Below are 24,502 nucleotides of genomic sequence, written 5' to 3' on the forward strand. Positions count from 1 at the left end.
CCCCTGGAAATTTTCACGGATTGCCCGGCTTCTCCTTGCCGTCGATGATGCGTTCGAACGACGCTCGGCGCCCTTTTCGTCAGGGGAGGCATCTTGGAGCTGCGACACGGCCCATCGGCGGGTGCATCCCCGGACGCCGGGCTGGAGACGCTGCGGCGTGACCTGGCGCGGGCGCTCGCGAGCGTCTGTCCCGCGTCGCTCGCGGACCGGCGGGATGACCTGCTGCAGGTCGCGATGATGCGGGTGGTGGAACTGCGCGGGCGCGACCCGGGCCGCGCGGAGCTGACCCCCGCGTACCTGTACCGGGTGGCGTACACGACGCTGATTGACGAGCTTCGCCGGCTGGGGGCGCGCAAGGAGGTGGCGCTGGAGGAGGTGGAGGAGGGGCCCCAGCAGCCGGTGGCGCCGGGGGATCCGGAGCGAGCGGCGGGGGCGTCGCAGATTGCCCGGGCCGTGCGGGACTGTCTTCAGGGGCTGGTGCAGGACCGCCGCCTCGCCGTGACGCTGCACCTGCAAGGGCACACCGTCCCGGAGGCCGCGGAGCTGCTGGGCTGGGATGCCAAGCGCACGGAGAACCTCGTCTACCGGGGGCTGAGCGCGCTGCGTGCCTGTCTCTCCTTGAAGGGAATCGAGCCGTGAGCGAACGCCGCCCCGAGGATGACACCCTGGACGCCGCGAGCGTGGAGCGGCTGCGCACGGCGCTGCGTGAAGATGAAGCGCCAGGCGAGCCGGTGGACGCGGACCGCGTCTGGCTCGCGGTGACGAACGCGCTGCCGGCCGAGGAGCGCCGGGCGGTGGTGGAGAAGGTCGCGGCGGATCCCGCGTGGGCGCAGGCGTGGCGGTTGGCGAAGGCGATGTCCCAGGCGGCGGCGGAGGCGGAGCGGGCTCCAGCGGGCGCGGAGGCCCCGGCGAAGGTGGTGCCCCTGGCCGAGCGGCGCGAGCAGTCCCGGCGCGTCCGGCAGGGACGGCCCGCCTGGGCCGCGATGGCGGCGATGCTGGTGGTCCTGGTGGGCACGGTGGTGGTGCTGCGGCAGCAGCAGGCGGGGGAGGACCCGGACCGGATCCGCGGCGGCACGGCGGAGGCCATCACGTCGCGGGTGCCGGAAGCCACCGCGCTTCCGCGTGAACAGTTCGTGCTCCGCTGGAGCGGAGTGCCCCAGGCGGTGTCCTGGAGCGTGCAGGTGTCGTCGGAGGACCTGAAGGTGTTCCATCGCGCGGAGCGGCTGGCGTCGCGCGAGTACACGGTGCCAGCGGACGTGCTCGCGGAGCTGCCCTCCGGAGCGCGCGTCCTGTGGCAGGTGGAGGCGCGGCTTCCGGATGGAAGCGTCCAGCGCGGCAGCACCTTCGTGAACCGGCTGCGGTAGGCGCGGCGCCGTCCGCGTCAGGTCCTCCATTCCTTGGCGGTGAACCGCGTGCGAAGCCGCACGCGTCGATGTGGGTCCACGCAATGACAAGACAAGCAGAGGGGGATGCCATGAAGACAATCCAGATGGGCAGGCACTGCGTTCGCGCGCTGGCGGTGATGGCGCTGCTGTGGGGCGTCTCGGCCGCGGCGCAGCCCGCGCCCACGCAGCCCACGGTGGTCCTGACCACGAAGGCGCTGACGGGAGCCGCGCTGGACACGGTGGTGGCCTCCGTGGTGGACGCGGGCGTCCTGACGACGGTGTCCACGGTGCCCATGACCCTGCGCATCGTGGACGACGCGGGGGGCGTGCTCGCCAGCGTCACGGGCACCGTGAGCGCGACGGTGCCGCTGCGGGTGAGCGTGACGGCTCCCTCGGCCGGCGGGGTGCGCGCGCAGCTCGTCCTGCCGCCGGGTGCCGGGACGTTGTCCGCCGGCGTGCTGGTCATCGAGCGGGAGGGGACGGGTGAACCGCCTCCGCCCCCCACGCGGACCGTCTGTGAGATTCCCCAGCAGGTCAGCAGGGATCCCGGCACGGGCACGGGAGATCCTGTCACCGTCTGGGCATGCAAGGTGGAGGTCCTGCGCTGACGTGATGGGACGGCGGCGACAGCGCGTGGGACGTCTGAGCGGCCTCACCCTTTCGGTGGGGCTGGCCCTGTGCGTCTCCGCGCGGGCCGCCGCGCCGCTGGAGCCCTCCGCGCTCGCCCGGTGCGAGGAGTCTTTCGACGCCCACCCGGAGGGCTCCGACGCGGCGATGTGCTTCTTCCGGAACGCCCAGGGGAAGGAGGCGCGCGACGAGGCCCGGCGCAGGCTCCAGGGGCTCATCGCGAGGCACCCGGGACGTCCCTGGCTCACGTTGGTGCTCGGTCACATGGAGCTGCCCTCCGACCCCGCGCTGGCGGAGGCGTCCTACCGCCGCGCGGCGCTCGCCTTCCGGAGCCAGGGGGACGCGGAGGGCGAGGTGCTCGCCGGCATCAACCTCCGCAACGCGCTGGGGATCCGCGGCCAGACGGAGGAGGCGCACCAGTGGGTCCTGCGGGTGGGTGAGGTGGCGCGGGCCTCCGGGGATCCGAAGCTGGAGGTGCGAGCGCTCATCCTGGAGGCGGCCGAGCTCTCCGACCTGGGCCAGGACCTGGGGCGCGCGTACCGGCTGCTGAAGCGCGCGGAGGCCCTCGCCTTCCCGGGAGGCACCGACGGCCTGAAGAAGCAGGTGCTCGGGACGCTGGCCACGGTGAGCGCGAACCTGGGCCGCTTCGATGAAGCGCAGGATGTGTACACGCGGCTCGCGGAGCTGGCGGAGCGCACGAAGGACGCGGGCACGGAGGCGCGAGTCCGCTTCGCGCTGGCGAACGTCGCCTGGCGGCGGCAGGACGAGCGGCCCGGTCCGGCGGCCCGGGCGGCGCTGCTGAGGCTCGGGCGCGAGGCGCTCGCGGCGTCCGGGCGCGCGGGCAGCAAGCTCTCCGAGGCGATGTCGCTGCGCCTCGTGGCGGAGCTGCTGGGGGACGGGCCCGGGGAGCGGAGCGAAGCGGAGGACGCCCTCGGCCGCTGCATCGACATCGCGAGGGAGACGGGCCTGCCCGAGCGGCGCATCGCCTGCCTGTGGACGCGAGCCGAGCGCCGAGCATCGGTGGACGCGGACGCCGCGTGGCGCGACGCGGACGAAGCGCTGGCGCTGGCCGCCGAGCACGACAACCCGCTCTACCTCGCGTCCGCGTGGCGCACGCGGGCGACGGTGGCCTTCCGCACGAAGCCGTTGCCGGAGGCACTGGGCCACGCGGAGCGGGCGCTCGACGCGGTGGAGGTGTTGCGCCAGTGGCAGCGGGACGCGACGAGCCAGGCGGAGCTGTTCTCCAACTGGGCCAGTGACTACCACCGGCTCGCGGGCCGGACGCTGGAAGCGGGAGAGGCCGCCGAGGTGCCACCCCGGGAGGCCCTGGAGCGAGCCTTCGCGGTGAGTGAGCGCCTGAGGGCCAGGACATTGTTCGAAGCCCTGGTGGCTGCCCGAGCGCTCCCGATGGCGGAGGAAACACCGGAGCACCGCAAGGCGCGGGACGGCGTGCTGCGGAGCCTGTCCGTCACCCAGAGGAAGCTGCTGGACCCATCGCTGTCCGCGCCCGAGAGGGCAAGGCTGTTGGGAGAGCTGCAAGAGCTGGAGCGCCGCGAGAGAGAGCTGCGACCCGCGACCGGGCAGCGCGATCCGCGTCCTGAAGCCCGGAGCGCGGAGCTCCCGTTCGCATCGCTCGCCGCGACCGAGCAGCGCCTGGGCGAGGAGGAGGCCCTGCTGGTCTTCCTCGCGGGTGCGGACCATGACCTTCAAGGCGAGCGCGCGGGTGGTGCGTGGGTACTGGCGGTGACTCGCGAGGGCACGCGCGCCTACCGCATCCCCGAACGTGCGCGGCTGCGCCCCGCGGTGGCGCTCCTGTCGGGCCTCATCGAACGCCGCGATGGCTCAGAAGCCGCCGCCGCATCGGCGCTGTACGCGCAACTGCTCGCCCCCGCCTTGCGCGGCTTGCCTCCGAAAGTCTCGCGCCTGCTCCTCGTGCCGGATGGTCCGCTGCATGACCTGCCCTTCGCCGCGCTGAGGGAGCACGCGGACGGCCCGCCACTGGTGGCCCGGTATGAACTGGCGCGAGTGCCCTCCGCGAGCCTGCTCCATCACTGGCGCGAACAGCCCGAACAACCCCCCGGAGGCGAAGCCCTCGTCCTGGCGGATCCCGACCGGGGAGCCAGCGCCGCGACGGCCGTGGCCACCTCGAGGGGCGGCGTGTTCCTGGAGACGGCGAGCCTGGGCGCGCTCCCGGAGGCCCGGCGCGAGGGCCGCACCGTGAGCAAGACCCTGGAGGACACCTCCGTGAAGCCCCGGCTCCTCGTGGGCGCGGAGGCCTCCGAGCAGGCCCTCAAGGACTCGCGTTGGGACGCGGTGCGCATCCTCCACGTGGCCGCGCACGCCGTCGTGGACGTGGAGTCCCCCGAGCGCTCCGCCCTCGTGCTGGCTCCAGGCTCGGCGGGAGAGGACGGCCTGCTCCAGCCCCGCGAAATCACCGGACTGCGCCTGCGGGACGCGCTCGTGGTGCTCTCCAGTTGCCGGGGCGCCTCCGGAGCACTCCTCGCGGGCGAGGGCGTGCTGAGCCTCGCGCGAGCCTTCTTCGAGTCCGGAGCCCGCGCCGTGGTGGCCAGCCTGTGGCCCATGCGCGACGCCGAGGCCGCGAAGCTGCTGGAGCGCTACTACCGGCACCTGGCGGCGGGGCAGGGCGCGGCGTCCGCGCTGCGCGACGCCCAGCGCGAGTCCTGGGAGGACGGCGAGCCCACGGCCGTGTGGGCGGGGCTGGGCGTGATGGGGGACGCGGCGCTGGTGCCGGTGCGGCCCGCCACGGACACGGCCTCGCACGGCCTGGGACGCGGCCTCCTCCCGGGGCTGGCCGTGGGGGCCGGGCTCCTGGCGTTGACCCTGTTCGGCCTCTGGAGGCCTCACACGCGGAGGCCAGCGGGCAGGCAGTGAAGCGCGGCGTGAATCAGGAGCGCGGCGGCGGGGCCCGCGCGGTAGGGTTCCGGAGCGATGAGTGACGCGAGCCGTGAGCCGGCGCCGAAGCTGACCCTCGAGGTGCGGGACCTGCACAAGTCGTTTGGCGGGCAGCCCGCGCTCCGGGGCGTGGACCTGGTGGTGCCGGAGGGCACGACCTGCGTGCTGATGGGCGTGTCCGGTTCAGGCAAGACGGTGCTGATGAAGCACATCATGGGCCTGATGCGCCCGGACAAGGGCTTCGTGCGCGTGGAGGGCGAGGAGGTGGCGAAGCTGGACGAGCCCTCGCTCAACCAGATGCGCCGCAAGCTGGGCATCCTCTTCCAGGCGAACGCGCTGTTCGACTCGCTCAACGTCTTCGACAACGTGGCGTTCCCGCTGCGCGAGCGCACGAAGATGTCCGAGCCGGACATCACGAAGACGGTGAACGAGACGCTGGGCAAGGTGGGCCTGTCGCACGCGGCCACGCGCTTCCCGGGAGAGCTGTCCGGCGGCATGCAGAAGCGCGTGGGCTTCGCGCGAGCGACCATCCTCCAGCCGAAGATCCTCCTCTACGACGACCCCACCGCCGGTCTGGATCCGCTGACCACGGCGGCGGTGAATGAAATCATCACCACGGGCAAGCAGCAGTTGGGGGCCACGTCGCTGGTGATTACGCCGGACGTGGCATCGGCCTTCGGCATGGCGGACAACCTGGCGCTGATGCACGAGGGGCGCGTGGTGGAGTACGGCCCGCCGGACCATTTCCGCCAGTCGCAGCACCCGGAGGTGAAGGCCTTCCTGCGCAACTGGCTGCGGCGGCGTTCCGCGCAGGCGCCGGCCTCCCAGGCCTGACGCCGGTTCATGTAGGCTGCGGGGGCCCGAGGGCCGGCGGGTTCGTGGTGGAAGCAGGAGTCCGCATGTCCCGTCGCACGCTGCGCCCCGTGTTCAAGCGTCTGTGGTTGCTCGCGCCCGTCGCCACGCTGGGGGTCGGTTGTTCCTCGACGTGGGGCTGTGATCCGGATGAGAACTGGGAGCAGCAGACCTTCCGTGTTCCCTCCACGTTGAGTGACGGTGGCGTGCCCACGCAGGACACGTCCTGCGTCGAGTTGTGCGAGGCGCTCGGGGCCACCATCCCCTGCGCTCGCATCCCGGGTTCCGAAGTAGGGGAAGACGGCGAGTTGATCGAGCAGGTGGAATGCAGGGCGCACTTCGCCTGTGAGGGCCGCAGGCCGGAAGGGCTGTGCAGCGACGGCGCGGTGGCCACGGGGACGCCGGCGCTGGGAGCGCTCTTCGCGAGGATGGCGCACCTGGAGGCCGCGTCCGTGCCGGCCTTCGAAAGGCTCGCGGACGAGCTGGCCGGGCACGGAGCGCCAAGGCACCTGGTGCAAGCCGCGAGGCGAGCCGCGAAGGACGAAGTGCGCCACGCAAGCGCGATGGAGTCCCTGGCCCGGAGCCACGGAGCGCCGATGCCGGAGCTGAAGGTGGAGCCATTCCAGGCCCGCACGCTGGAGGCGCTCGCCATCGAGAACGCGGTGGAGGGCTGCGTGCGAGAAACCTTCGGAGCGCTGCTGGCCGGCTGGCAGGCAAGAACCGCCGAGGACGCGAAGGTGCGCGAGTCCCTGGCAACCATCGCCCCGGACGAGCTGATGCACGCGGAGCTGTCCTGGGCCATCGACGCCTGGGCCATGGAGCGACTGTCTCCAGAAGCCCGGGAGCGCGTGAACGCAGCCCGCCGCGAAGCCTGGCGCGAGCTGGAGCAAGACGCCTCCACCAGCCACCTGCCGGACGAAGTCACCCGCCCCTCCGGCCTGCCCTCCACGGCCATGGCCCGAAAGCTCGTAAGGGAGCTGGCATCCGAGCTGATGCCCGGAGCGCTCGCGTAACCCGACAATCAGGTGCGCCGCTCCTCGCGTCAGAGGGGCGGCAGCTTCTCCAGCAGACCGGAGCGTGACAGCCAGAGCATCAGCGCGAAGCTGATGGTGTTGAAGGCCGTGTGCGCGACGATGAGCGGCAGCAGCCGTCCCCGGTACCAGAGGACGAAGCCGAACCAGGCGCCCATCACGAACGTCTGGAAGACGGCCAGCGTGCCCTCGTAGAAGTGCCCCACGGAGAAGAGCACCGCGGCGCCCAGGATGGCCGGCACCCAGCCGCCCAGCACCACCCGCAGGCGGGGCACCAGGAAGCCTCGGAAGACGAACTCCTCGAAGCCCGTCACCACCACCATGATGGCCGCGAACGCCGGCACGCCCAGCCCCGTGCCCAGCAGCGCCGCCGCCACGCCCTTGCGCGCCTCCAGCTCCTGGCCCGCCAGCTTCAGCGCCACCGCGACCGCCGCCAGCGGCACCGACGCCGCCAGGTGCACCACGTACGTGCCCACCAGCACCGCCCCTCCCAGCAGCAGCTCGCGCGCCCAGCCCTCGCGCACCAGCCCCACCTGCGCGGGCCCCTGACCGTCGCGCCACAACAGCACCGCCACCAGCAGGCACATGCCCAGCGCCCGGACGACCAGCGGCGCCATGGACAGCGAGAAGCCCTTCTCCGCCTCCACCGTCTCCGACGCCACCCATGCGCCCGCGCCCGCGCCGCCCAGCGCCACCACCAGCCCCAGCACGCCCCACCACGCCCCGCGCCGCGAGGACTCCCACGGACGCAGCAGCATCAGTCCCCACGCCAGCAGCGCCAGCTCCACCGCGACGGCGGCGCCCTTGCCCAGGCGGGCCACCGACGACGGCCCCAGCACCGCGAAGAACACGAACGCCGCTTCCGCCAGCGCCTGGCGCTTCGACGGGGCGTTCTCCAGCAGGACCGCGACATCACCACGAAGCACCACGGGCACGTCCTTCCGGCGCCACGGGGCAGGGACCCGTGGGGTTCCCGGACACGCTAACGGCTTCGCCCCGCCGCTCACGGGTTTTCCTCGCGCGACGCCCGGTTCAGGACGGGAGGGTTTCTTCCAACGCCCCTCCCGTCCCGTCAGGCCCGGGGCCTACTGACAGGTGATGCCGGGAAGTCCCCGGTACGCACCCTGCGCGGTCCAGCGCGTGTACGGCGTGCCGCAGGAGCCCGCGTACGGGTCATCCGTGCCGTAGCCCGGGACCCAGTACTCGAAGTGCAGGTGCGGGCCCGTGGACGCGCCGGACGAACCCACGCGAGCAATCCAGTTGCCGCAGGCGAGCTGGGTGCCCCGGGCGTACTGCTGCGTGTATGCCTTCAGGTGCCAGTACCAGGTCTGCGTGTTGTCCGGGTGCCGCATGATGATGTAGTTCGCCGTGTAGAGGCCGCACGCGGCATAGGGATTGGACTGGTTCCAGTAGTTGCACCGGTCGTAGTACCCATCCACCGACGACTCGACGTAGCCCCGGGCGGCGTTCATCGCCCAGACGCCGTAGTCCATCTTGGAGAACCCGCCCACCAGCGCGTAGTCCGTGCCCGTGTGCCCGCTGTAGCGCACGCCGCCGCAGGCGTAGTCCCGGCCGCCGTAGTCCTTGTAGGCGCTCACCGTGCAGCCGCCGTTGCCGCACTGATCCGCCAGCTGCGACGCGGGGAAGCGGAACATCGTCTGCGCGGAGGAGACCGCCGGAAGCGCGAACAGCGCGAACGTCACCAGGAGCCGCTGAAGGGTCGAGCGCATCACTTCGCACCTCCCACGTCCGCGGCCGCGTGGCCGGTGCGCACGTTGAGCGTCCAGAACACGCCGCCGCCCGCGTTGTAGCGGAGCACGTCCTCGCTCAACCATTCCATGTGGTGGCTGGAGACGGGCGGGGGCACGAACTCCTTCGGTGGGCCGCCGAACAGCATCCAGTTCTCCAGGCCCACGTTGGTGAGCTGCCGGGCCTCCGCGCCCTCCACCGTCGTGACGAAGAACGACGCCACGCTCGTGCGGCCCGACACGAACACCACCGTCTTGCCGTCCGGGGAGATGCTCGGCGTGGCGTCCACGCCCGGGCCGTCCGCCAGCACCTTCACGCGGCCGTTCAGGTCGATGATGCCCACCGCCGTCTCATGCGGCCCCGGGACGCCCGTCTTCAGCGTGGCCACCAGCGCGTCGCCCTTCGCCGAGGGGAACAGGTCGCCGCCCACCTGCTCGGCGAGCAGCCGCTCCTGTCCGTTCGCGTCGCGCAGCCGCAGTGTGCCCGCGCCGTCCAGCAGCGCCACGTCCTGCCCCACGATGCGCGCCTCGCGGTACTTGAACTCCGGGGCCACCACGCGCACGGAGCCGGTGTCCTCGGCGTACCGGACGATGGCCAGCAGCGGCAGGTCGTCCGTGCCCAGCGGCTCCACGGGAATCTCCGCGACGACGCCCGCCAGCATCTCCCGGCCCTGGCCGAAGAGCTGGACGAAGCGCGCCTTGGGCCCGAAGGCCTTCTCCACGGCCGGGACCAGGCTCTCACGCGCCTTCGTCACGCGGCGCAGGTCCTTCGGGTTCGGAGGCCCTTCGGCGAACGCGGGGCTGCCCATCAGCGTCATCACGGCGAGTGCGACAAATGGGTTTCTCATTTCACTCCTGGGAATGGGGAAGCCGCGACGGGAGCGCGGTGACAGGGTTCTCTCAATGTCTGGGATTGAGTTGCTTTTAAACTGGTTATTCAAGAATAAGCGGAAAGTTGAATGGGTAATGCAAGGGCACGGCGGGGCGCGGCGTGTTACGAGCCCTGCATGGCGAAAACCCTTCCCCCCGAGCGGCCGCGCGCGGTCCTCGTCGGCGTCCAGCTTCCCGGTGTCACGGACGAGGCGCATGCCGCGGACCTCGCGGAGCTGAAGCGGCTGGTGCACACGCTGGGCTTCGACGCGGTGGCGACCGTGTCCCAGCGCCGGCAGCGGCTGGCCACCGGCACGGTGCTGGGCTCCGGCAAGCTCAAGGAGCTGGCGGCGCTCACCGGCGGCACGGGCGTCATCCTGTCTGGCGCACAGAACAAGGCGTCCAAGGCCCGGGAGAAGTGGGAGGCCGAAGCCGGCGAGGACTCCGAAGCCGCGCCCGAAGCAGGGCCTGACGCCGCCGGTGCCCCCGGTGACGAGGACCCGGACGCGGAGGACCTGCTCGACGAGGACGACGCCACGGACCTGGAGGCCCCCGCGATGGAGCCGGGGCCGAAGCCCACGGTGGTGGTCGTGGACCACGAGCTGTCCCCCAGCCAGCTTCGCAACCTGGAGCGGGCCACCGGCGCGCAGGTGCTGGACCGCGCGGGCGTCATCGTGGACATCTTCCACCGGCACGCGAAGAGCCACGAGGCGCGCATGCAGGTGGAGATCGCCCGGCTCAACTACCTGGCCCCGCGCCTGCGTGAGTCCTCGGGAGGCCGCGAGCGCCAGCAGGGCCGCGGCTCGGGTGACTCCGCGGTGGAGCTGGACCGCCGCAAGATCCGCGACCGCCTGGCGGAGCTGCGCGAGGGCCTGGCGGCCATCCAGAAGGACCAGGACCAGCGCCGGTACGCGCGGCGCGACCAGCTGCGCGTGGCGCTGGTGGGCTACACGAACGCGGGCAAGTCATCGCTGATGCGGGCGCTGACGGGCAGCGCGGTGCTGGTGGCGGATCAGCTCTTCGCCACGCTGGACACGACGGTGCGAGCGATGCAGCCGGAGACGCGGCCGCGCATCCTCGTCTCGGACACGGTGGGCTTCATCCAGAAGCTGCCGCACGACCTGGTGGCGTCGTTCCGCTCGACGCTGGACGAGGCGCTGGAGGCGTCGCTGCTGCTCTACGTGGTGGACGCGTCCGACCCCACGTGGGCCGCGCAGCTGGAGGTCACCCGCACGGTGCTCCGCGAGATTGGCGCGGAGGTGGTCCCCAGCAAGCTGCTCTTCAACAAGGTGGACCGCCTGGACGCGGCGGCGCAGGAAGCGCTCAAGGCCGGGCACCCCGACGCGCTCCAGCTCTCCGCGCACCGGCCGGACGACGTGGCCATGTTGCGCAAGGAGATCATCGCCTTCTTCGAGGCCTCCATGGTGGAGGCGGACCTGCTGATTCCCTACGCGAGGCAGGCCCGCATCGGCGAGGTGTACGAGCACACCACGGTGGTGTCGCAGGCCTACGACGAGACGGGCAGCCGGCTGCGCGTGAGAGGCCTGCCGGGCGCCATCGCCCGGCTGACCCGCTCGCTCCAGGAGTAGGCGTCAGCGCACGACGGGCACGGTCACCGGGTCCTTGTCGTCCACGGTGACCTCCACCTTGCCCACGCGCCAGAGCACGGGCTGGAACGCGAGGTTCAGGCGGTGTCCGTCCGCGGTCTCCACCAGGGCGGTGCCCTCCTTGGGGAGGTAGTTGCCCACCTCGTACAGGAGGGACGTGAACGTGATGCGGTCCGTGCCGGACGGGCCGGTCAGCTCACCCGGACCATCGAACAGCAGCGTGGTGCCGCCGATGATGGGCAGGCCCTCGCGCTTCCCCACGCGGCTGTCGATGTGGAAGCTGTGGCCCTGGCGGCCCGGCACCTGGCCCTCCACGTCCGCGAACAGGCGCGTCTCATCCGCGCACGTGCCATAGCCGACCTTCGCCTGGAGCGTCTGGCCATCCACGGCCATCTCGCGCAGGTCGGCGTGCATCTCCATCAGGTCCTCGCCGCCGCGGTACTCCAGCACCGCGCGTCCGGTAAGGCGCAGTCCGTGCACGTCACAGCCGGCGGCCGGGAAGGTCACGACGACCGAGTCGGTGACGTCATCCACGGCCTGCACGGTGGCCGTCGCGCAGGCCACGGTGGAGGACAGGCCCTCCACGGCATGGTTCAGGAATGAGCGCCGGGGCTCGCCGCACGAGTACACGGGCATCAGGCCCAGCATCTCCAGCGCGCCGCGCACCAGGTGCGTGGAGGCGGCGACGCGCTCCACACGGGCCTTCGCGTCGTCGATCTCCTCCTGAGTGGGCGCGTTGTCGCCACAGGCGGTGGAGGCAAGGGCAGAGGCAGCGAGGGCAGCACAGGCGATGCGGCGCATGAAGGGGCTCCAAGGAAGACGGTGCGGATCCCCCGCGCCATCGCAGGGGACCGTACCCTGGCCCTTGAGCAACCGTCATGCCCCCCTCAACCCCGCGAATCCACAGGGAAAGGGGTTCCCCCGACCCCCCACGGCCTGTGCAGCCTCCTGCGCACCCAGGGGCGCCCCTGTCCGGGAGGTCCAGCCCAACTGGTCCGACAGTAGGACCAGTTCGCGACGCTCGCCGCCGGCCCGGTCCGGCCCAACTGGTCCGACAGTCGGACCAGTTCGAGTGGTCCGCCGCCGACAGGGGCGCCCCATGGAGTTCTTCGGCGCCCGTTCCCAGGTCTTAAGAGGCGCGTTCGTTCGGAGCCGAAGCTTCCAGGCCCGTGCCCTCGGCATCCTCCGGTCCCTCGTCCACGGCCGAGGCGTCGTCATCCTCCACGTCGTCCGGCTCCGCTTCCTCCGCGTCCACCGGCGCGGTGTCGGAGGCTTCCGTCAACACGGTGCCCAGCGGGTAGATGACCAGGTGGCGCTGGGGCTCGCTGCCCACGCTCACGGCCTCCAGGTGGTTCTTCACCACCAGGGTGTGCTGCACCTTCCTCAGGCGTGACGGGCGCGGCGACAGCGGCAGGCTGATGCCCTCCGCGAGCACCCGCTGGATGGCCTCCTCCGCGTCCGCCACCGCGGCGTGCACGTCCGCCGGATCCACACCCTCCAACAGATGGAACTCCGTGCGCAGTGCACGGCGGATCTCCGTGGAGCTGTTGCGCTTGATGGCCAGCACCCGCGCCCCCACCCGCTCGGCCGCGCGGCGCAGCCGGGGCGAGTTCGCGCGGCTCCGCAGCGTGAGCACCACGTCCGCGTTCTCCGGACGGCCCACCACCACGGCCTCCACCGGCAGGTCGCGCAGCACGCGCTCCAGCAGCTCCCGGCTCACCGCGTGCGCGGCGATGCGCGTGGGCCCGGGGCGGGGGGCTCCCAGCGCGGGCGTCCCCTTGGGCACGCGGCCTCCCGGCGGCGTGGCCTCCACCACCTCCGGCGCGGCCTCCACGTGCACGGCGCCGTCCTGCTGCCGCCGCTTCTCACCGCCCACGTCCGCGCCCGTGAGCAGCCGGTCCACCGCGCCGCCCGTATCCCGGTGCACGCGCACCTCGTCGCGGCTCACCATCTCCACCACGATGTCGAACGTGGGCGTGCCCTTTCGCTCCGTGACGGTCTTCTGCGTACCCCGGCGTCGTGCCTCGTCGTCGCTCAGCGTGACGGTCTGCACGCCGCCCACCAGGTCCGACAGCGTGGGGTTCAGCACCAGGTTCTCCAGCGTGTTGCCATGCGCCGTCGCCACCAGTTGCACGCCGCGCTCCGCGATGGTGCGCGCGGCGGCGGCCTCCGCGGCGGTGCCAATCTCATCCACCACGATGGCCTCGGGCATGTGGTTCTCCACTGCTTCAATCATCACGTCGTGCTGGCGGTCCGGCCGGCTCACCTGCATGCGCCGGGCGCCGCCGATGCCCGGGTGCGGGATGTCCCCGTCGCCACCAATCTCGTTGGACGTGTCCACCACCATCACGCGCTTGCCCAGCGCGTCCGCGAGCACGCGCGCCACCTCGCGCAGCTTCGTCGTCTTGCCCACGCCCGGCCGCCCGAGCAGCAGCAGGTTGCGCCCGGACTCCACCAGGTCGCGCAGCATGTCGATGGTGCCCTGGATGGCGCGCCCCACGCGCAGCGTGAGCCCCACCACGCGCCCCTGCCGGTTGCGGATGGCGGACACGCGGTGGAGCGTGCGCTCGATGCCCGCGCGATTGTCGCCGCCGGGCTCACCCACCCGGGCGAGCACCGCCTGCAGCGCCTCCGGCTCCACGGGCGTCTCCGACAGGCGGGCCACGCCGTGCACCAGGCGCGCCTCCGGAGGCCGGCCCAGGTCCATCACCACTTCCAGCAGCTCCGCCTGAGGCAGCTTGCGCACCGCCTCCTGGAGCGGCGGCGGCAGCACCGCCACCAGCAGGGCGAAGTCATCGTCGACAGGAGTTCCCTGAGCCATCCCCCAAAAGTGCCAAGCGGCGCCCTCTCGCGCACGGCTTTCCTGCGCGTTCCCGGGAAGCGCCTCCACCGTAAGACGCTCCTTCCCAGCCCGGCAGGCGGCCAGGCACACCCGCCGTGACGGGAAGGAGCCGGACGGCCGTCATCCCTACCTTCAGGCCATGTCTACCGAGACGCAGGACCCCTCCGCCCTCTGGCCCCAGCTCGAGCAGGAGGCGCGCGAGCGCTTCGGCGTGGAGGACTTCCGGCCCGGGCAGCGCGACATCATGGAGGCGGTGCTCGCGGGGCGCGACGTGCTGGGCGTGCTGCCCACGGGCGCGGGCAAGAGCCTCACCTTCCAGCTCCCGGCCCTCTTCGTGCCCGGCGCCACGGTGGTGGTCAGCCCGCTCATCGCGCTGATGCACGACCAGCGTGAACACCTCACGGAGCGCTACGACCTGGACGCGGCGAAGCTGGACTCCACCCTGAGCGCCGGGGACTTGAAGACGCTCCAGAAGCAGATCCGCCGGGGCGAACACGAGTTCATCTACGTCACCCCCGAGCAGCTGGAGAACCCGGAGCGGCTGGAGCTCCTGAAGCGCGCCAACGTGAGCCTCTTCGTGGTGGACGAAGCGCACTGCGTCTCGCAGTGGGGCCACGACTTCCGGCCCGCGTACCTCTCACTCGGAGACGCCATCCGCGCGCTCGGCCGGCCCCGGGTGCTGGCGCTCACGGCGACCGCCACGCCCCGCGTGCGCGAGGACATCCGCACCCAGCTGGGCCTCCAGGACCCCGTGGTGGTGTGCACCGGCATCCAGCGCGACAACCTCACACTGGAGGTCCACCGCACGGTGAACCCGGAGCTCAAGCGCCAGAAGCTGCTGGAGCTGCTGCGCGCCAACGACGGCAGCGCCATCGTCTACACGGCCACCGTGCGCAAGGCGGACGAGCTGTGGCGCTGGCTGCGCGCGGAAGGGATGGAGGCGGAGCGCTACCACGGCAAGCTCAAGGCGTCCGAGCGCGAGGAGAGCCAGCGCCGCTTCATGGACGGCACCACGCCGGTGGTGGTCGCGACGAAGGCCTTCGGGCTGGGCATCGACAAGCCGGACCTGCGGCTCGTGGTGCACTACCACTTCCCCGACTCGCTGGAGAGCTACTACCAGGAGGCGGGACGCGCGGGCCGCGACGGACTGCCCGCGAAGGCGGCGCTGCTGTACCGGCTGGAGGACCGGCGCATCCAGGGCTTCTTCCTGGGCGGCAAGTACCCGCGCCGCGACGAGAGCCAGCGCCTCTACCAGGCCGCGACCACGCTGTGCGCGCAGGGCAAGGCCGTGGCCCTCAAGCGGCTGTCCGAAGCGAGCGGCCTGGGCGACAAGCGCACCCGCGTGCTGGTGGCGCAGCTGGTGGCCGCGGGCGTGCTGGAGAAGGGTGCGCGAGGCGTGAAGCAGCTGCGCGCCTTCGACAAGCCCGAGGAGCTGGACGCGTACCTGAGCGCGTACGAGGAGCGCCACGACGGGGACCGCGACCGCCTGGACGCGATGATGCGCTACGGGAGCACCACCGCGTGCCGCTGGAAGGTGCTGGGCACCTACTTCGACGAGCCGCTGGAGGAGGACTGCGCCCGCTGCGACAACTGCCGCGCCCGCGCCGAAGGCCGCTTCGACGCCCGGCCTCCCGCCCGCACGCGCCCACCCGTACTTCACCCGCAGTCACATCCGGAGGTCGCCGCCGCCCCAGCGGCGTGAGGCTTTCTGCCGGCCTCCGCGCGACCTTGAAACCCGACTTCCGTACTCGAAGTACGGGGCTCACAGGTCTTCAGGCCTTGGGGCATTGTGCACGAATACAGGTATGGCGTATATTGCACAGCATACCTGGACGTAATGCACTTCAGACCTTTCCCTCAAGGTCCTGGAAGGCGGAGACGCGATGGCGGAAGGCAAGTTGAAGGCACTTGTGGTGGATGATGACCCACTCGTGCTCGAACTGGTGGAGCGCTCCATCAGCCGGTACGGCTTCGATGTCGTCACCACGCGCGCGGCGCTGGGCGTGGCCAACCTGCTGCGGACCGAGCAGCCGGACATCGTCCTCCTGGACGTGAACATCCCGGCGCTGAGCGGCGACCGCATCCTGGGCGTGGTGCGCCAGTTCGCGGGGCCGGACACGCTGTTCATCCTCTATTCGTCCATGGACGAGTCGAAGCTGCGCGAGCTGGTGCGCGCGTCCGGGGCGGACGGCTACATCCCCAAGGGCGTCACCGGTCCGGAGCTGGCGCTGAAGCTGTCCGGCCTGCACCACAAGCGGATGGCGAACCGGCCCACGCCCGCGGTGCGCGTGGACAGCGTGCTTCAGCGCGACGTGGCCGCGCCCCAGTCCCAGAGCACCACGGCCCAGGTGTCGGTGGCGTCGCGGTAGGTGTGGAGGGTCTCGAACCCGACCCTCGCGTGCGCGCGCAGGGAGCGGGTGTTTCGGACCGAGACCTCGGTGACGACGCAGTCGAAGCGCGAGCGGAGCTGCTCGCGGTGCTGGTGGTAGAGCGCGTCGAAGAGGCCCTTCCCCCGGTGGGCCTTGTCCACGCACACCTGCCCCATCACGTAGAAGCGCTGGTCCCTGAGCGGCCGGCCCCGGTGTTCGAGCCCTTCGAGGAGCGCGAACATCGGGTCCAGGACGGGGACCAGCGGGCGGCACTCGCGGGGCATCACCAGCGCGTACGCCACCACGTCGGAGCCCTGCAGGGCCACGATGCTGGGGATGAGCACGTGCATGCACTTCAGCGTGTCCAGGCTGTGCTGGACGGTGACGAAGCCCTGGGCCTGCTGCTCCTCCGGTGAGAGCGACGGAGGGAGGTTGCGGCGCTGGAGGGCCTGCACCTGCTCCAGCTCCTCGTAGGTCCGCACGGGCCTCACGTCATACGGATTCGACGGCATGGCGCGGGAGCATAGGCCCGCGCCATGCCGTCGGGGGTCAGCGATCGAAACCGGCCGGACCCGGCGGCGGCTTGTCCGGCAGGTCGTTCTCGAACTCGTCGCGGGAGAACGGCGAGGTCACGAGCGTCTTCGCCTCCAGCTCCGCGGGCGCCGGCAGCGGCTTTTCCGGGAGTGACTGCTGAGGCCTTCGGGGCATGGGTACCAGCACGGGACTGATCCGACATCTCGACATGACCGTGTCCTCCTGACGAAGCCGCCGCGGGGTCCGCGTTCCCGATGCCGCGTGCGGCCTCCTCTTGAAGACGTCCCAGGTCTGGATCTTTTCAGTGACCCGGCAGGGGGTCATTCGAAGAGGAGCACGTCGTGCACCCAGCGGTCTCCAGGGGAGGCCTGGAGCCACGCCTGGCGCTCGTCGCGCAGGGCCACGCTGGGGGCGGCGCCCGCGTGGATGCGCTCGCGCACGTCGCTGAAGAAGCGGCCCGCGGTGTCCGGGATGTCCACCGTGGCGGCCATCACCGCGCGAGCCCCGGCGTCGAGGAAGGCCACCGGCAGGCTGAAGGACTCATGAGGGAAGGGCGCGGTGCGAGCGGCGCCACAAGCGGCCAGGAACACCAGCGGCGCGCCCGTGAGCCCTTCAGCGCACACCTGCTGGGCGGTGAGCGCGTAACGGCCATCCCCCTCCGGAGCCAGCATGAGGAGCGAGGCGTCCGACAGCTCCGGGCTGAACACGCCATGCGTGTGGATCTCCACCTCGGTGGCGGTGCGCATCGCCGTCAGCACACGTGACGGCGTGGCCCGCGAGCCCTCCAGCATCACGCGCCGGGCGTCCTGCTTCGCGGGAGGCGCCATCGGCGGCAGACGGGCAAGGCCCAGCGCGGGAGGCGTGTCCACGTTGGCGACGACCAGGTGGACACCGCTGTCCACCGGAGGAGGTTGCACCGTCGCATGCCCCACGCGGTAGCTCCAGGCGAAGTCCGAGGGCAGCAGCCGGGGCAGGCCCGTCACCGGAGGCGGGGCCAGCACCTGCACCTGTTCGCAGCCGCGCAGCGCTTCCTGCACCGCGGGCGGGACCAGCCCGGAGGCGTCCTGCCCGAGCGGCGCCGTGCGGGTCTCGTTGAAGTCCCCGAGCACCGCGCCGGAAGGACCCCGCGCCACCGCGAGCGTGCGCTCGTGCTGCACCGACACCGCGAGCACGCAGCGCTCCGGCACCTCCATCACCTGGAGCTGACGGCCCGCGAGCCTGAGCGCCTCCTCGTGCGCACCCGCGCGTCCGGCGTCGGAGATGAGCGCGGCGGAGGCGCGGGCCCGCGCGCGGCGGGCATTCACGTCGTCGGGCCATTGCTCCGCTTGCGTGAGGGCGCTCGCCAGCAGCGCGCGTCCCGCGGCGGGGGCGCGCTCCAGCTCGAACTCCCCTTGGATGGCGTCCAGCAACGCGCGCTCACCGGGGCGCGGCTCGCCCTGCCTCAGTCCGGAGAGCGCGCGAGACAGCGCGTCCGCCGCTCCAGGCATGGGACCGAAGCGGGCCAGGTCCGCGAGCGCGCCCGCGCCGTTCAGCCCCAGCGGCTGGCCGGACGCCATCGACTGCTCCAGGTGCTGACGGGCCTCGTCCACGCGGAAGTCCATCCACGCCAGGGTCGCCAGGTTGCGGTGCACATAGCCCGCCTGCCGTGAGTCATCCGGCGCGCGAGCCAGCGACTCCCGCAGGTACGCGCTCGCGGTGGGCGCGACATGATGGAAGCGCGCCACCTGCGCCAGCTCCTGCAGGAACTGCCGCTCCTGCTGCCACTCGCCGTGCTGCCTCGCGAGCCGCCAGCCGCGCAGCGCGTGCTCATGGGCCTCGGCGGGACGGTGCAGCTCGCCCAGGTACATGTCCGTGAGCCACCCGTGCAGCTCGGCGCAGCGGTAGTCCAACCGCTCCGCCTCGCACGTGCGCAGCGCCTCCAGGACGCGCGTCTCCGCCTTCCACCACTGTCCCTCGCGCAGCTCCAGGTTGGCGCGCTCGCGTTCGGCGATGAGGTGGAACCACGGATCCCCCAATCCGTCCGCGGCGCGAGCGAACGCCGCCACGTCCACGGGCCGCCCCGCCTTGAGCTCGTACCCGAGCGCCCCCACGTACAGGTCGTCCTCCCCTGAACGTCGCAGCGCCTCCAGGAAGGCCTTCGGGAACAGCGCCCCGTCGCGCACGAACCGCACGTAGTCCCGCGCGAGCGGCCCACGCTTCTCGAAGTCCCGCTCCGCCACGCGCAGCACGGTCGCATGGAGCACCGAGCCGCCGCCGTAGGCCCGGTCCAGGGCGTCCGCGAGCGGCAGCAGCCGCAGCACCGCGTCCTTCGACGGCGCCGCGCGGACCGCGTCATAGAACGCCAGCCGCACGATGCCGGGCAGCCGCGAGGCCTCCTCCACCGGGAGCGGCGCGGTCGTGTCCGCCATCAGGTCCTGCGTCGCCGCGAACGCCTGCTTCCAGGCGCGGCCGCGAGCCAGGGTCTCTTCGCGCAAGCGGCCCGCACGGTCCCGGGCCTCCGCGCTCCAGCCGGGCTCGCCCAGCTTCGCCACGGCGTCGAAGGCCTCCGCCGCCAGCAGGGGCAGCTCCAGGTTCCGCAGGACCAGCGCCAGGTTCCACAGGGCCTGCGGATGGTCCGGCTTCTTCCGGAGCACGTCCTCGAGCACGGCCAGCGCCTCATCGAGCGCGGCCTGCTCGGAGGTCCCCGCGTGGGCCAGCGCCAGCGCCACCGCGCGGTCGGAGTCCGTGTCCGGTGACGCGGGCACGTGGCCCAGGTAGCCCAGGGCCTGCCGCGAGTCGCCCGCGATCAGGAACGCGGAGGCGATGCCCCGCCAGTCCTGCCGGTCCTCCATCCCGGCCAGCTCCCGCAGCGGCACGGGTTCGGGCACGGGTGTCCCTCCGCGCAGGGGAGCGAAGGGACGGTGTGCATCCAGGGCCGCGGACGTCAGCCGCGCCTCCAGGCGGCGCGTGGGCTCGGGGGGCGGCCACGGCGCGGGGGCATCCTCCGTCACGCGAGCCGTCCAGGTGCTCACGGCGGTGAGGGCCAGGGCGAGCGCCCCCAGGTGGTTCCATTGGGGGCGCCAGCGGCGGGCGGGCGGCGGGGCCATGACCTCGGCGGGCTCGGACGGGACGGGCCAGGGGGCTGGGGAGGCCCCTGGGGCTTCGGGAGTCGGCGCCGCTTTCGCGGCAGCCAGCCGTCCGAGGATGTCCGCCTGCAGCAGGTCATGGAACCGGGCGCCGCAGTCCTCGCAGGAGGCGAGGTGGGCGCGGAAGCCCTCGTGGTGCTCGAGGGGCAGCTCCCCGTCCACGAAGGCGGGGAGGTGGGTGCAGTGGCCGTTCATCCGCTCCCCAGCTTCCGACGGGCCTCGGCCAGGTCGCGAAGCTGGTCACGCAGCTTGTGTCTCGCGTGGTAGAGCCACGTGCCCACCGTGCCGACGGGGGCGCCCAGGCGGCGGCCGATCTCCGCGTGGCGCAGCCCCTCCGAGTGCAGCTCGAAGGTCCGGCGCAGGTTGAAGGGCAGCGCCGAGACGGCCTTGAGCAGCTCCGCCTCCGTGACGCACTCCCACAGCTCCGGGTCCGGCGCCTCCGGCTCCTCGAAGAGCTTGTGCACGTTGCCCAGGTTGATGGCGGTGGTGGCCTCCGTGCGCGAGCGGCGGCACGTGTCGAGGAAGCGGTTGTGCAGCACCCGCACCAGCCACGCCCGGCGCACCGGCTCCGCCTGGCCGCGCAGGCTGTCCCACTTCAGCAGGGCCCGCAGGAGGACGTCCTGGACCAGGTCCTCGCAAGCGGTGGCGTTCCCCCCACAGATGTTCCGCGCCACCGCCATCAGGATGGGCTGATGACGGACCGCGAAGTCGGCGTACTCCATGTCAGACGTGTCGAGCTCTTCTCTCATCGTGCGGCCCCCAGTGCCGGTGATGAAAAGAGAACGTTATAGGTCTGATTTATTTAAAACCCAGTTAAAGCCTTACAGGGAGGATGTAGTCGGCTGACAGTCTTTGTGTGTGAAGACAGGGATTTGTGAATCCATGACGCGCCCTGTCGTCGCCGGGGCCTACCAGGCTGGTAGGACTTTCGGGCAATGGCAGATGCGGGGGCGGCTGTGGTTGCGCTGTCAGGGATTGGAGGTTCCCCGCATCGAAAGAACCGCCGATTCCAGCGGAATCCCCGCTCTGTCCTTCAGCGAAGGCCGGGCGCATCTTCGAGGCATGAACCACGATCATTCCGCCCACGCACCCGTGCAGGGCTTCGGCGCCGACCGGGCGCCGCACTACGACGCCCAGGCCGCCGTGAACCTCGCCGGCTACCAGGCGGCGTATGAGCTGGGCGTCAGCGCCCTGGCCGCCGCGCTGGACGGCCAGGAGAAGGCAGCGCTGCTGCACGTGGGCCTGGGCACGGGCGCGGAGCTGTTGCCCTATCAGCGCTTCGACGTGCCGGGCTGGCGCTTCACGGGCGTGGAGCCGTCGGGTCCGATGCTGGAGGTCGCGCGAAAGCGATTGGAGGCGGAGGGGCTGCTTGAGCGCACGCACCTGCACGAGGGCGAGCTGCGCACCCTGCCGCCGGGTCCCCCGTTCGACGGCGCGCAGTTGATGGGGGTCCTGCACCACGTGGACGGAGCGTCGGCCCGCGTCGAGCTGCTGCGCGAGGTGACGCGGAGGCTCAAGCCGGGAGCGCCGTTGGTGCTGGGCTGCCGCGTGGGCAAGGATCCGGAGCTGACGAACGTGGAGCTGCGCCGGCTGAGGGCATACGGCGTGACGCAGGAGAAGCTGGAGGCCCGGCGTCAGGCCTACGCGAAGATGCAGCCCATCGAGTCGGACGCGGCCCTGTTCGCGATGTTCGAGCGGGCCGGCCTGGTGGCGCCGAAGACGCTCTTCGTCTCGCTCCAGTACAAGGTCTTCCTCGCGCACGTCGGGCCCTAAGAGCCTATTTCGGTAGGAGCGAGTGGAACCAGGTGATGATGCCCAGCGCGAAGTGCAGCATCGCCACGTAGGTGTCCTCTCGCTTCTCCCAGCGCACCAGCAGACGTCGGAAGCGGTTGAGCCAGGAGTGGGTTCGCTCGACGACCCATCGTGGCGAAGGGCGTCGACGCCGTGCGCGCTTGGAACTGGGCTGGGAGCGTCGTCTCGGCGCCCGGAGAGTGAAGCCATACTCCTGGGCCAGCTCGCGCACGGGCCTAAAGGCATACCCCAGGTCGACGCACAGCGTCTGACGACGGCTCCGGTTCGGCAGGGGCCTCCGGACTGGAATCGATTCAAGTGTGGAGCGCGCCAGCTTGAAGTCGTTCGTGTTGGCGCCAGCGACCACGAGGCCGAGGGGGACGCCGCGCGAGTCTGTCAGCAGGCTCCGCTTGGTACCCCGCTTCGCTCTGTCGGTAGGATTGGGGCCGGTTTTTTCCCCCGCCCAGCGGCGCCTTGCCCTGGGTGCCGTCCAGCGCCAGCCACCGCCAATCAATCTTCGCGAGACCGTCATAGGCGAGCAGCCCCTGACGCCAGAACTCGCGGAAGACGCCCGCGGACAACCATTCCCGGAAGCGTCGGTAGGCCGAGGACGGATGGCACAGGCCCGTGGCCTTCAATGCGCCCCACTGCATCCCCGTGCGTAGCACCAGGAGGATTCCATCCAGGGCCTGCCGGTCGGGCACTCGTGGGTTATGGCACCCCAGCGGGTGCTCTGGACGGGCCGGCAGCAGCGGCTCGATGCGTCGCCACAGTTCGTCCGGCACCCGCCAGCCGTCGTCCTTCTTCACTACCCCATGGCCGCGTCCTCCTGCCTCTTCAACCCGACAGGTGGCCGACCTTCTTCCCTACCGAAATAGGCTCTAAGCTCCGGTCACGCGCTCGAACGACACCCCCAGGTTCCCGACCCGTTCGAGTGCGTTCTTGATGTCCTCCGACACGATGAACGCCGTCTTGAACTTCTTCAGTCGGAAGACCTGCGCGCCCCCGGTCTTTGCCGGGTCGATGCGGAGTCCGTAGATCCACCGGTACTCGCCCGCGACATTCTCGTCATCGTGGTGAACCTCGCGGCACCGCGCCTCGTCGATGCAGTCGACCACCCGGGTCGCATTGACGACGAAGAACGGGTCGGCCTCTCCCTCCAACGTCACCGGAAAGAGCTGACCGTCATCAGGGGCCAGTGCCCGGAAAACGTTAGCGATGGCCTGGCTGACAATGGGGGCCCGCTCTATCACGGAGAATACGAACGCCCGCCTCTCGCCGGGGGTAGCGATGAGGGCCTTCATCCGTCCCGGTTCTTCAAGGACGCGACCATCCGCGAACATCCAGGGCTCGTCAAAGGCCTCACCTGAACTCCGCGTCGGTGTCTCAATGAGCCATTGCGGCACATCCCCCAGCCGCACCCAGTAGAAGTCGCGCTCCACCTCACCCCTCCGCCTTGACAATGAGGCTCCGCAAATCGGAGCCCTGAGTCAGAAGCTCGTTCGCTATCCGCGCAAGCTCCTTCATCAAGCTGGCCCGGCAGGTTTCCGTCGTTCGGCATCGCTCGACAGCTAGCTCCAAGCGGTCCATCACTTCCCTGTGGTATCGCTCTGGATGAGGCCCCTCGTGGCCATTGAGCCGCACCTTGTTCGCGGCATCTTCGAGCGTCATCCCAGCCTTTTTGAAGACCTTCTCGCACCGTGGCGTCCAAGGACCGCCGGTAACATCGGAGATGGGGTTCTTGTTCGTGCAGATGTGATGAACAGGTCCTGCCTCGTCACCCGGAAACCGTCCGTCCGAGTACATCGCCAGTGCAGCGGCTGCGCCTGGAGCCAGCGCCACATTCAGGACTCCAGCAGCCGGTATCGCGATGGAAGTCACGCCGCCATTCAGTGCCGCCCCGAGCTGGAACCCGGCCTCGGCTTGTCCTCGGAGTGCGGCCTGGGAGAAGCCCGGGAGTCTGGGCCCCTGGGCCGCCATCGCGCTCTTGCCGCCAAGGGCTGCCGTCACGAGTAGAACCAGGACGCGTGTGCCGTTCGTCCCCAGGACCCGCCCGAAGCGGTGTCCGATGTCCTGCAACTCAAGGACGCTCGTTGCCCTCTCTGCATCGTCCCACAGTCGCACGAAGCCCCGGCCCATCTCCCAGACAGGCACCACCCCCAGGTAGGCCACCATCGCCGCGGTCAGTGCCACCGCGATGACCTTCGTGACGGGCTCGGGCAGCGTCATCGTGAGGAGCACGGACAACGCGGCCGAGGTCACCATGGCCTTGAGCAGCACCGGGTTCAGCATCTTGCCGATCTCCGCCTCGACACCTGCCCAGACTGTATCCAGCGCGAACGACAGGGCCATCAACGTCCGGTCCTTGCGCGAGAAGGGCAGCCCTGTTCCGACCACCAGGGGCAGGCAGTCGTCCCCATCGGGGCAGATGCGCGAAGAGAGGGACTCCAGAGACGCCCCAGCACCCGGATCCGAGAGCCCCTTCGAGGATGCGAGCAACGACCGGGACCTCACCCATCCCCGTTGGTCGGCCGCATCCGTCTCGCGGAAGGCAACGTCCATGCGCATGTCCAGGATGAGCTGCGTGAGGGCCGCCTCGAACGCGTCCTCACTCACCTGAACCGGATCAACATCCCGGGACGCGTGGACCACCTGCCTGCCGTCTCCAACATCAACGTGGACGACACGCGTCGTCGCACATCCTCCCGCCAGGAGGAGTAACGCGATAAAAAACAGGAACCGCATAGATGCTCCCCTGGGATTCAAGAGGCAAGGCACCTCATCCTCGAGTTTATCGTGGACGAGTTC

Annotated in this window: 22 protein-coding genes; 10 read left to right on the top strand and 12 right to left on the bottom strand. The window is 71.1% G+C overall.

The genetic code is table 11. The annotated features are described in order from the left end of the window. The first annotated feature begins 93 nt into the window (after positions 1-93). The 6 genes from JYK02_RS22895 to JYK02_RS22920 all read left to right on the top strand — a co-directional run bounded on the left by JYK02_RS22895 (position 94) and on the right by JYK02_RS22920 (position 6,790). Complete coding sequence (locus JYK02_RS22895) at positions 94-639, top strand: RNA polymerase sigma factor (RefSeq protein WP_207054011.1); 546 nt, start codon at positions 94-96, stop codon at positions 637-639. After that, complete coding sequence (locus JYK02_RS22900; protein WP_207054013.1) at positions 636-1,364, top strand: hypothetical protein; 729 nt, start codon at positions 636-638, stop codon at positions 1,362-1,364. Before JYK02_RS22895 ends, JYK02_RS22900 begins: the two co-directional genes overlap by 4 nt. Before the next feature lie 110 nt (positions 1,365-1,474). Then, positions 1,475-1,993, top strand: coding sequence for a hypothetical protein (locus JYK02_RS22905; protein WP_207054015.1), 519 nt, complete (start codon positions 1,475-1,477; stop codon positions 1,991-1,993). A gap of 25 nt (positions 1,994-2,018) precedes the next feature. Next, positions 2,019-4,904 carry a CHAT domain-containing protein gene (locus JYK02_RS22910; protein ID WP_347402554.1) on the top strand — a complete coding sequence of 962 codons (2,886 nt, stop codon included), beginning with the start codon at positions 2,019-2,021 and terminating at the stop codon, positions 4,902-4,904. A gap of 57 nt (positions 4,905-4,961) precedes the next feature. After that, the gene (locus tag JYK02_RS22915) at positions 4,962-5,759 is read left to right on the top strand and encodes an ABC transporter ATP-binding protein (RefSeq protein ID WP_207054017.1); all 798 of its coding nucleotides are present in this window, start codon (positions 4,962-4,964) and stop codon (positions 5,757-5,759) included. A 65-nt stretch (positions 5,760-5,824) separates the two neighbouring features. Then, complete coding sequence (locus JYK02_RS22920) at positions 5,825-6,790, top strand: hypothetical protein (protein WP_207054019.1); 966 nt, start codon at positions 5,825-5,827, stop codon at positions 6,788-6,790. A gap of 29 nt (positions 6,791-6,819) precedes the next feature. Here the strand turns inward: JYK02_RS22920 and JYK02_RS22925 are convergent, their stop codons facing one another. The 3 genes from JYK02_RS22925 to JYK02_RS22935 form a co-directional block, all read right to left on the bottom strand. After that, positions 6,820-7,734 (bottom strand): CPBP family glutamic-type intramembrane protease, encoded by a 915-nt coding sequence (locus tag JYK02_RS22925; protein ID WP_207054020.1) that lies wholly within the window; start codon positions 7,732-7,734, stop codon positions 6,820-6,822. 159 nt (positions 7,735-7,893) lie between these two features. Beyond that, positions 7,894-8,538: a M23 family metallopeptidase gene (locus tag JYK02_RS22930; protein ID WP_207054022.1), complete on the bottom strand. Its 645-nt coding sequence runs from the start codon at positions 8,536-8,538 to the stop codon at positions 7,894-7,896. Then, a complete protein-coding gene (locus tag JYK02_RS22935; RefSeq protein WP_207054024.1) occupies positions 8,538-9,404 on the bottom strand; it encodes a TolB family protein in 867 nt (288 codons plus the stop codon). Before JYK02_RS22935 ends, JYK02_RS22930 begins: the two co-directional genes overlap by 1 nt. Positions 9,405-9,563: 159 nt before the next feature. Between JYK02_RS22935 and hflX the strand changes: the two genes are divergently transcribed. After that, positions 9,564-11,015: a GTPase HflX gene (hflX, locus tag JYK02_RS22940; protein WP_207054025.1), complete on the top strand. Its 1,452-nt coding sequence runs from the start codon at positions 9,564-9,566 to the stop codon at positions 11,013-11,015. 3 nt (positions 11,016-11,018) lie between these two features. On the opposite strand, the gene JYK02_RS22945 is transcribed toward hflX, so the two are convergent. Next, on the bottom strand, positions 11,019-11,834 hold the full coding sequence (locus tag JYK02_RS22945; RefSeq protein WP_207054026.1) for a hypothetical protein: 816 nt from the start codon (positions 11,832-11,834) through the stop codon (positions 11,019-11,021). Between the two features lie 328 nt (positions 11,835-12,162). Then, entirely contained in the window at positions 12,163-13,854 is a 1,692-nt protein-coding gene (locus JYK02_RS22950) for a R3H domain-containing nucleic acid-binding protein (protein ID WP_207054027.1), read from the bottom strand. A 160-nt stretch (positions 13,855-14,014) separates the two neighbouring features. Between JYK02_RS22950 and JYK02_RS22955 the strand changes: the two genes are divergently transcribed. Both JYK02_RS22955 and JYK02_RS22960 read left to right on the top strand, forming a co-directional pair. Next, positions 14,015-15,577: a RecQ family ATP-dependent DNA helicase gene (locus tag JYK02_RS22955; protein ID WP_207054028.1), complete on the top strand. Its 1,563-nt coding sequence runs from the start codon at positions 14,015-14,017 to the stop codon at positions 15,575-15,577. A 211-nt stretch (positions 15,578-15,788) separates the two neighbouring features. Then, positions 15,789-16,244 (top strand): response regulator, encoded by a 456-nt coding sequence (locus tag JYK02_RS22960; protein WP_347402555.1) that lies wholly within the window; start codon positions 15,789-15,791, stop codon positions 16,242-16,244. Here JYK02_RS22960 and JYK02_RS22965 read toward each other — a convergent pair. The 4 genes from JYK02_RS22965 to JYK02_RS22980 form a co-directional block, all read right to left on the bottom strand. Further along, complete coding sequence (locus tag JYK02_RS22965; protein ID WP_207054030.1) at positions 16,178-16,756, bottom strand: GNAT family N-acetyltransferase; 579 nt, start codon at positions 16,754-16,756, stop codon at positions 16,178-16,180. The genes JYK02_RS22960 and JYK02_RS22965 overlap by 67 nt on opposite strands. 37 nt (positions 16,757-16,793) lie before the next feature. Further along, positions 16,794-16,952 (bottom strand): hypothetical protein, encoded by a 159-nt coding sequence (locus JYK02_RS22970; protein WP_207054031.1) that lies wholly within the window; start codon positions 16,950-16,952, stop codon positions 16,794-16,796. A gap of 146 nt (positions 16,953-17,098) precedes the next feature. Further along, positions 17,099-20,098 (bottom strand): CHAT domain-containing protein, encoded by a 3,000-nt coding sequence (locus tag JYK02_RS22975; RefSeq protein ID WP_207054033.1) that lies wholly within the window; start codon positions 20,096-20,098, stop codon positions 17,099-17,101. Further along, a complete protein-coding gene (locus tag JYK02_RS22980; RefSeq protein WP_207054035.1) occupies positions 20,095-20,652 on the bottom strand; it encodes an RNA polymerase sigma factor in 558 nt (185 codons plus the stop codon). Before JYK02_RS22980 ends, JYK02_RS22975 begins: the two co-directional genes overlap by 4 nt. Before the next feature lie 313 nt (positions 20,653-20,965). Here JYK02_RS22980 and JYK02_RS22985 point away from each other — a divergent pair, with 313 nt between their 5' ends. Next, on the top strand, positions 20,966-21,676 hold the full coding sequence (locus JYK02_RS22985; RefSeq protein WP_207054036.1) for a class I SAM-dependent methyltransferase: 711 nt from the start codon (positions 20,966-20,968) through the stop codon (positions 21,674-21,676). Between the two features lie 4 nt (positions 21,677-21,680). On the opposite strand, the gene JYK02_RS22990 is transcribed toward JYK02_RS22985, so the two are convergent. The 3 genes from JYK02_RS22990 to JYK02_RS23000 all read right to left on the bottom strand — a co-directional run bounded on the left by JYK02_RS22990 (position 21,681) and on the right by JYK02_RS23000 (position 24,439). Further along, positions 21,681-22,503 (bottom strand): IS5 family transposase gene (locus JYK02_RS22990; RefSeq protein ID WP_431603459.1). Its coding sequence is split into 2 segments (ribosomal slippage): positions 21,681-22,154 and positions 22,156-22,503, totalling 822 coding nucleotides; the frame shifts between segments, so codons are not numbered across the junction. A 72-nt stretch (positions 22,504-22,575) separates the two neighbouring features. Continuing rightward, positions 22,576-23,136 (bottom strand): imm11 family protein, encoded by a 561-nt coding sequence (locus JYK02_RS22995; RefSeq protein WP_207054037.1) that lies wholly within the window; start codon positions 23,134-23,136, stop codon positions 22,576-22,578. 1 nt (position 23,137) lies between these two features. Beyond that, positions 23,138-24,439, bottom strand: a complete 1,302-nt coding sequence (locus JYK02_RS23000) for an AHH domain-containing protein (protein WP_207054038.1) — start codon at positions 24,437-24,439, stop codon at positions 23,138-23,140. Positions 24,440-24,502 lie beyond the last annotated feature (63 nt).

It is taken from the genome of Corallococcus macrosporus, from assembly GCF_017302985.1.
Taxonomy (GTDB): Bacteria; Myxococcota; Myxococcia; order Myxococcales; family Myxococcaceae; genus Corallococcus; species Corallococcus macrosporus_A.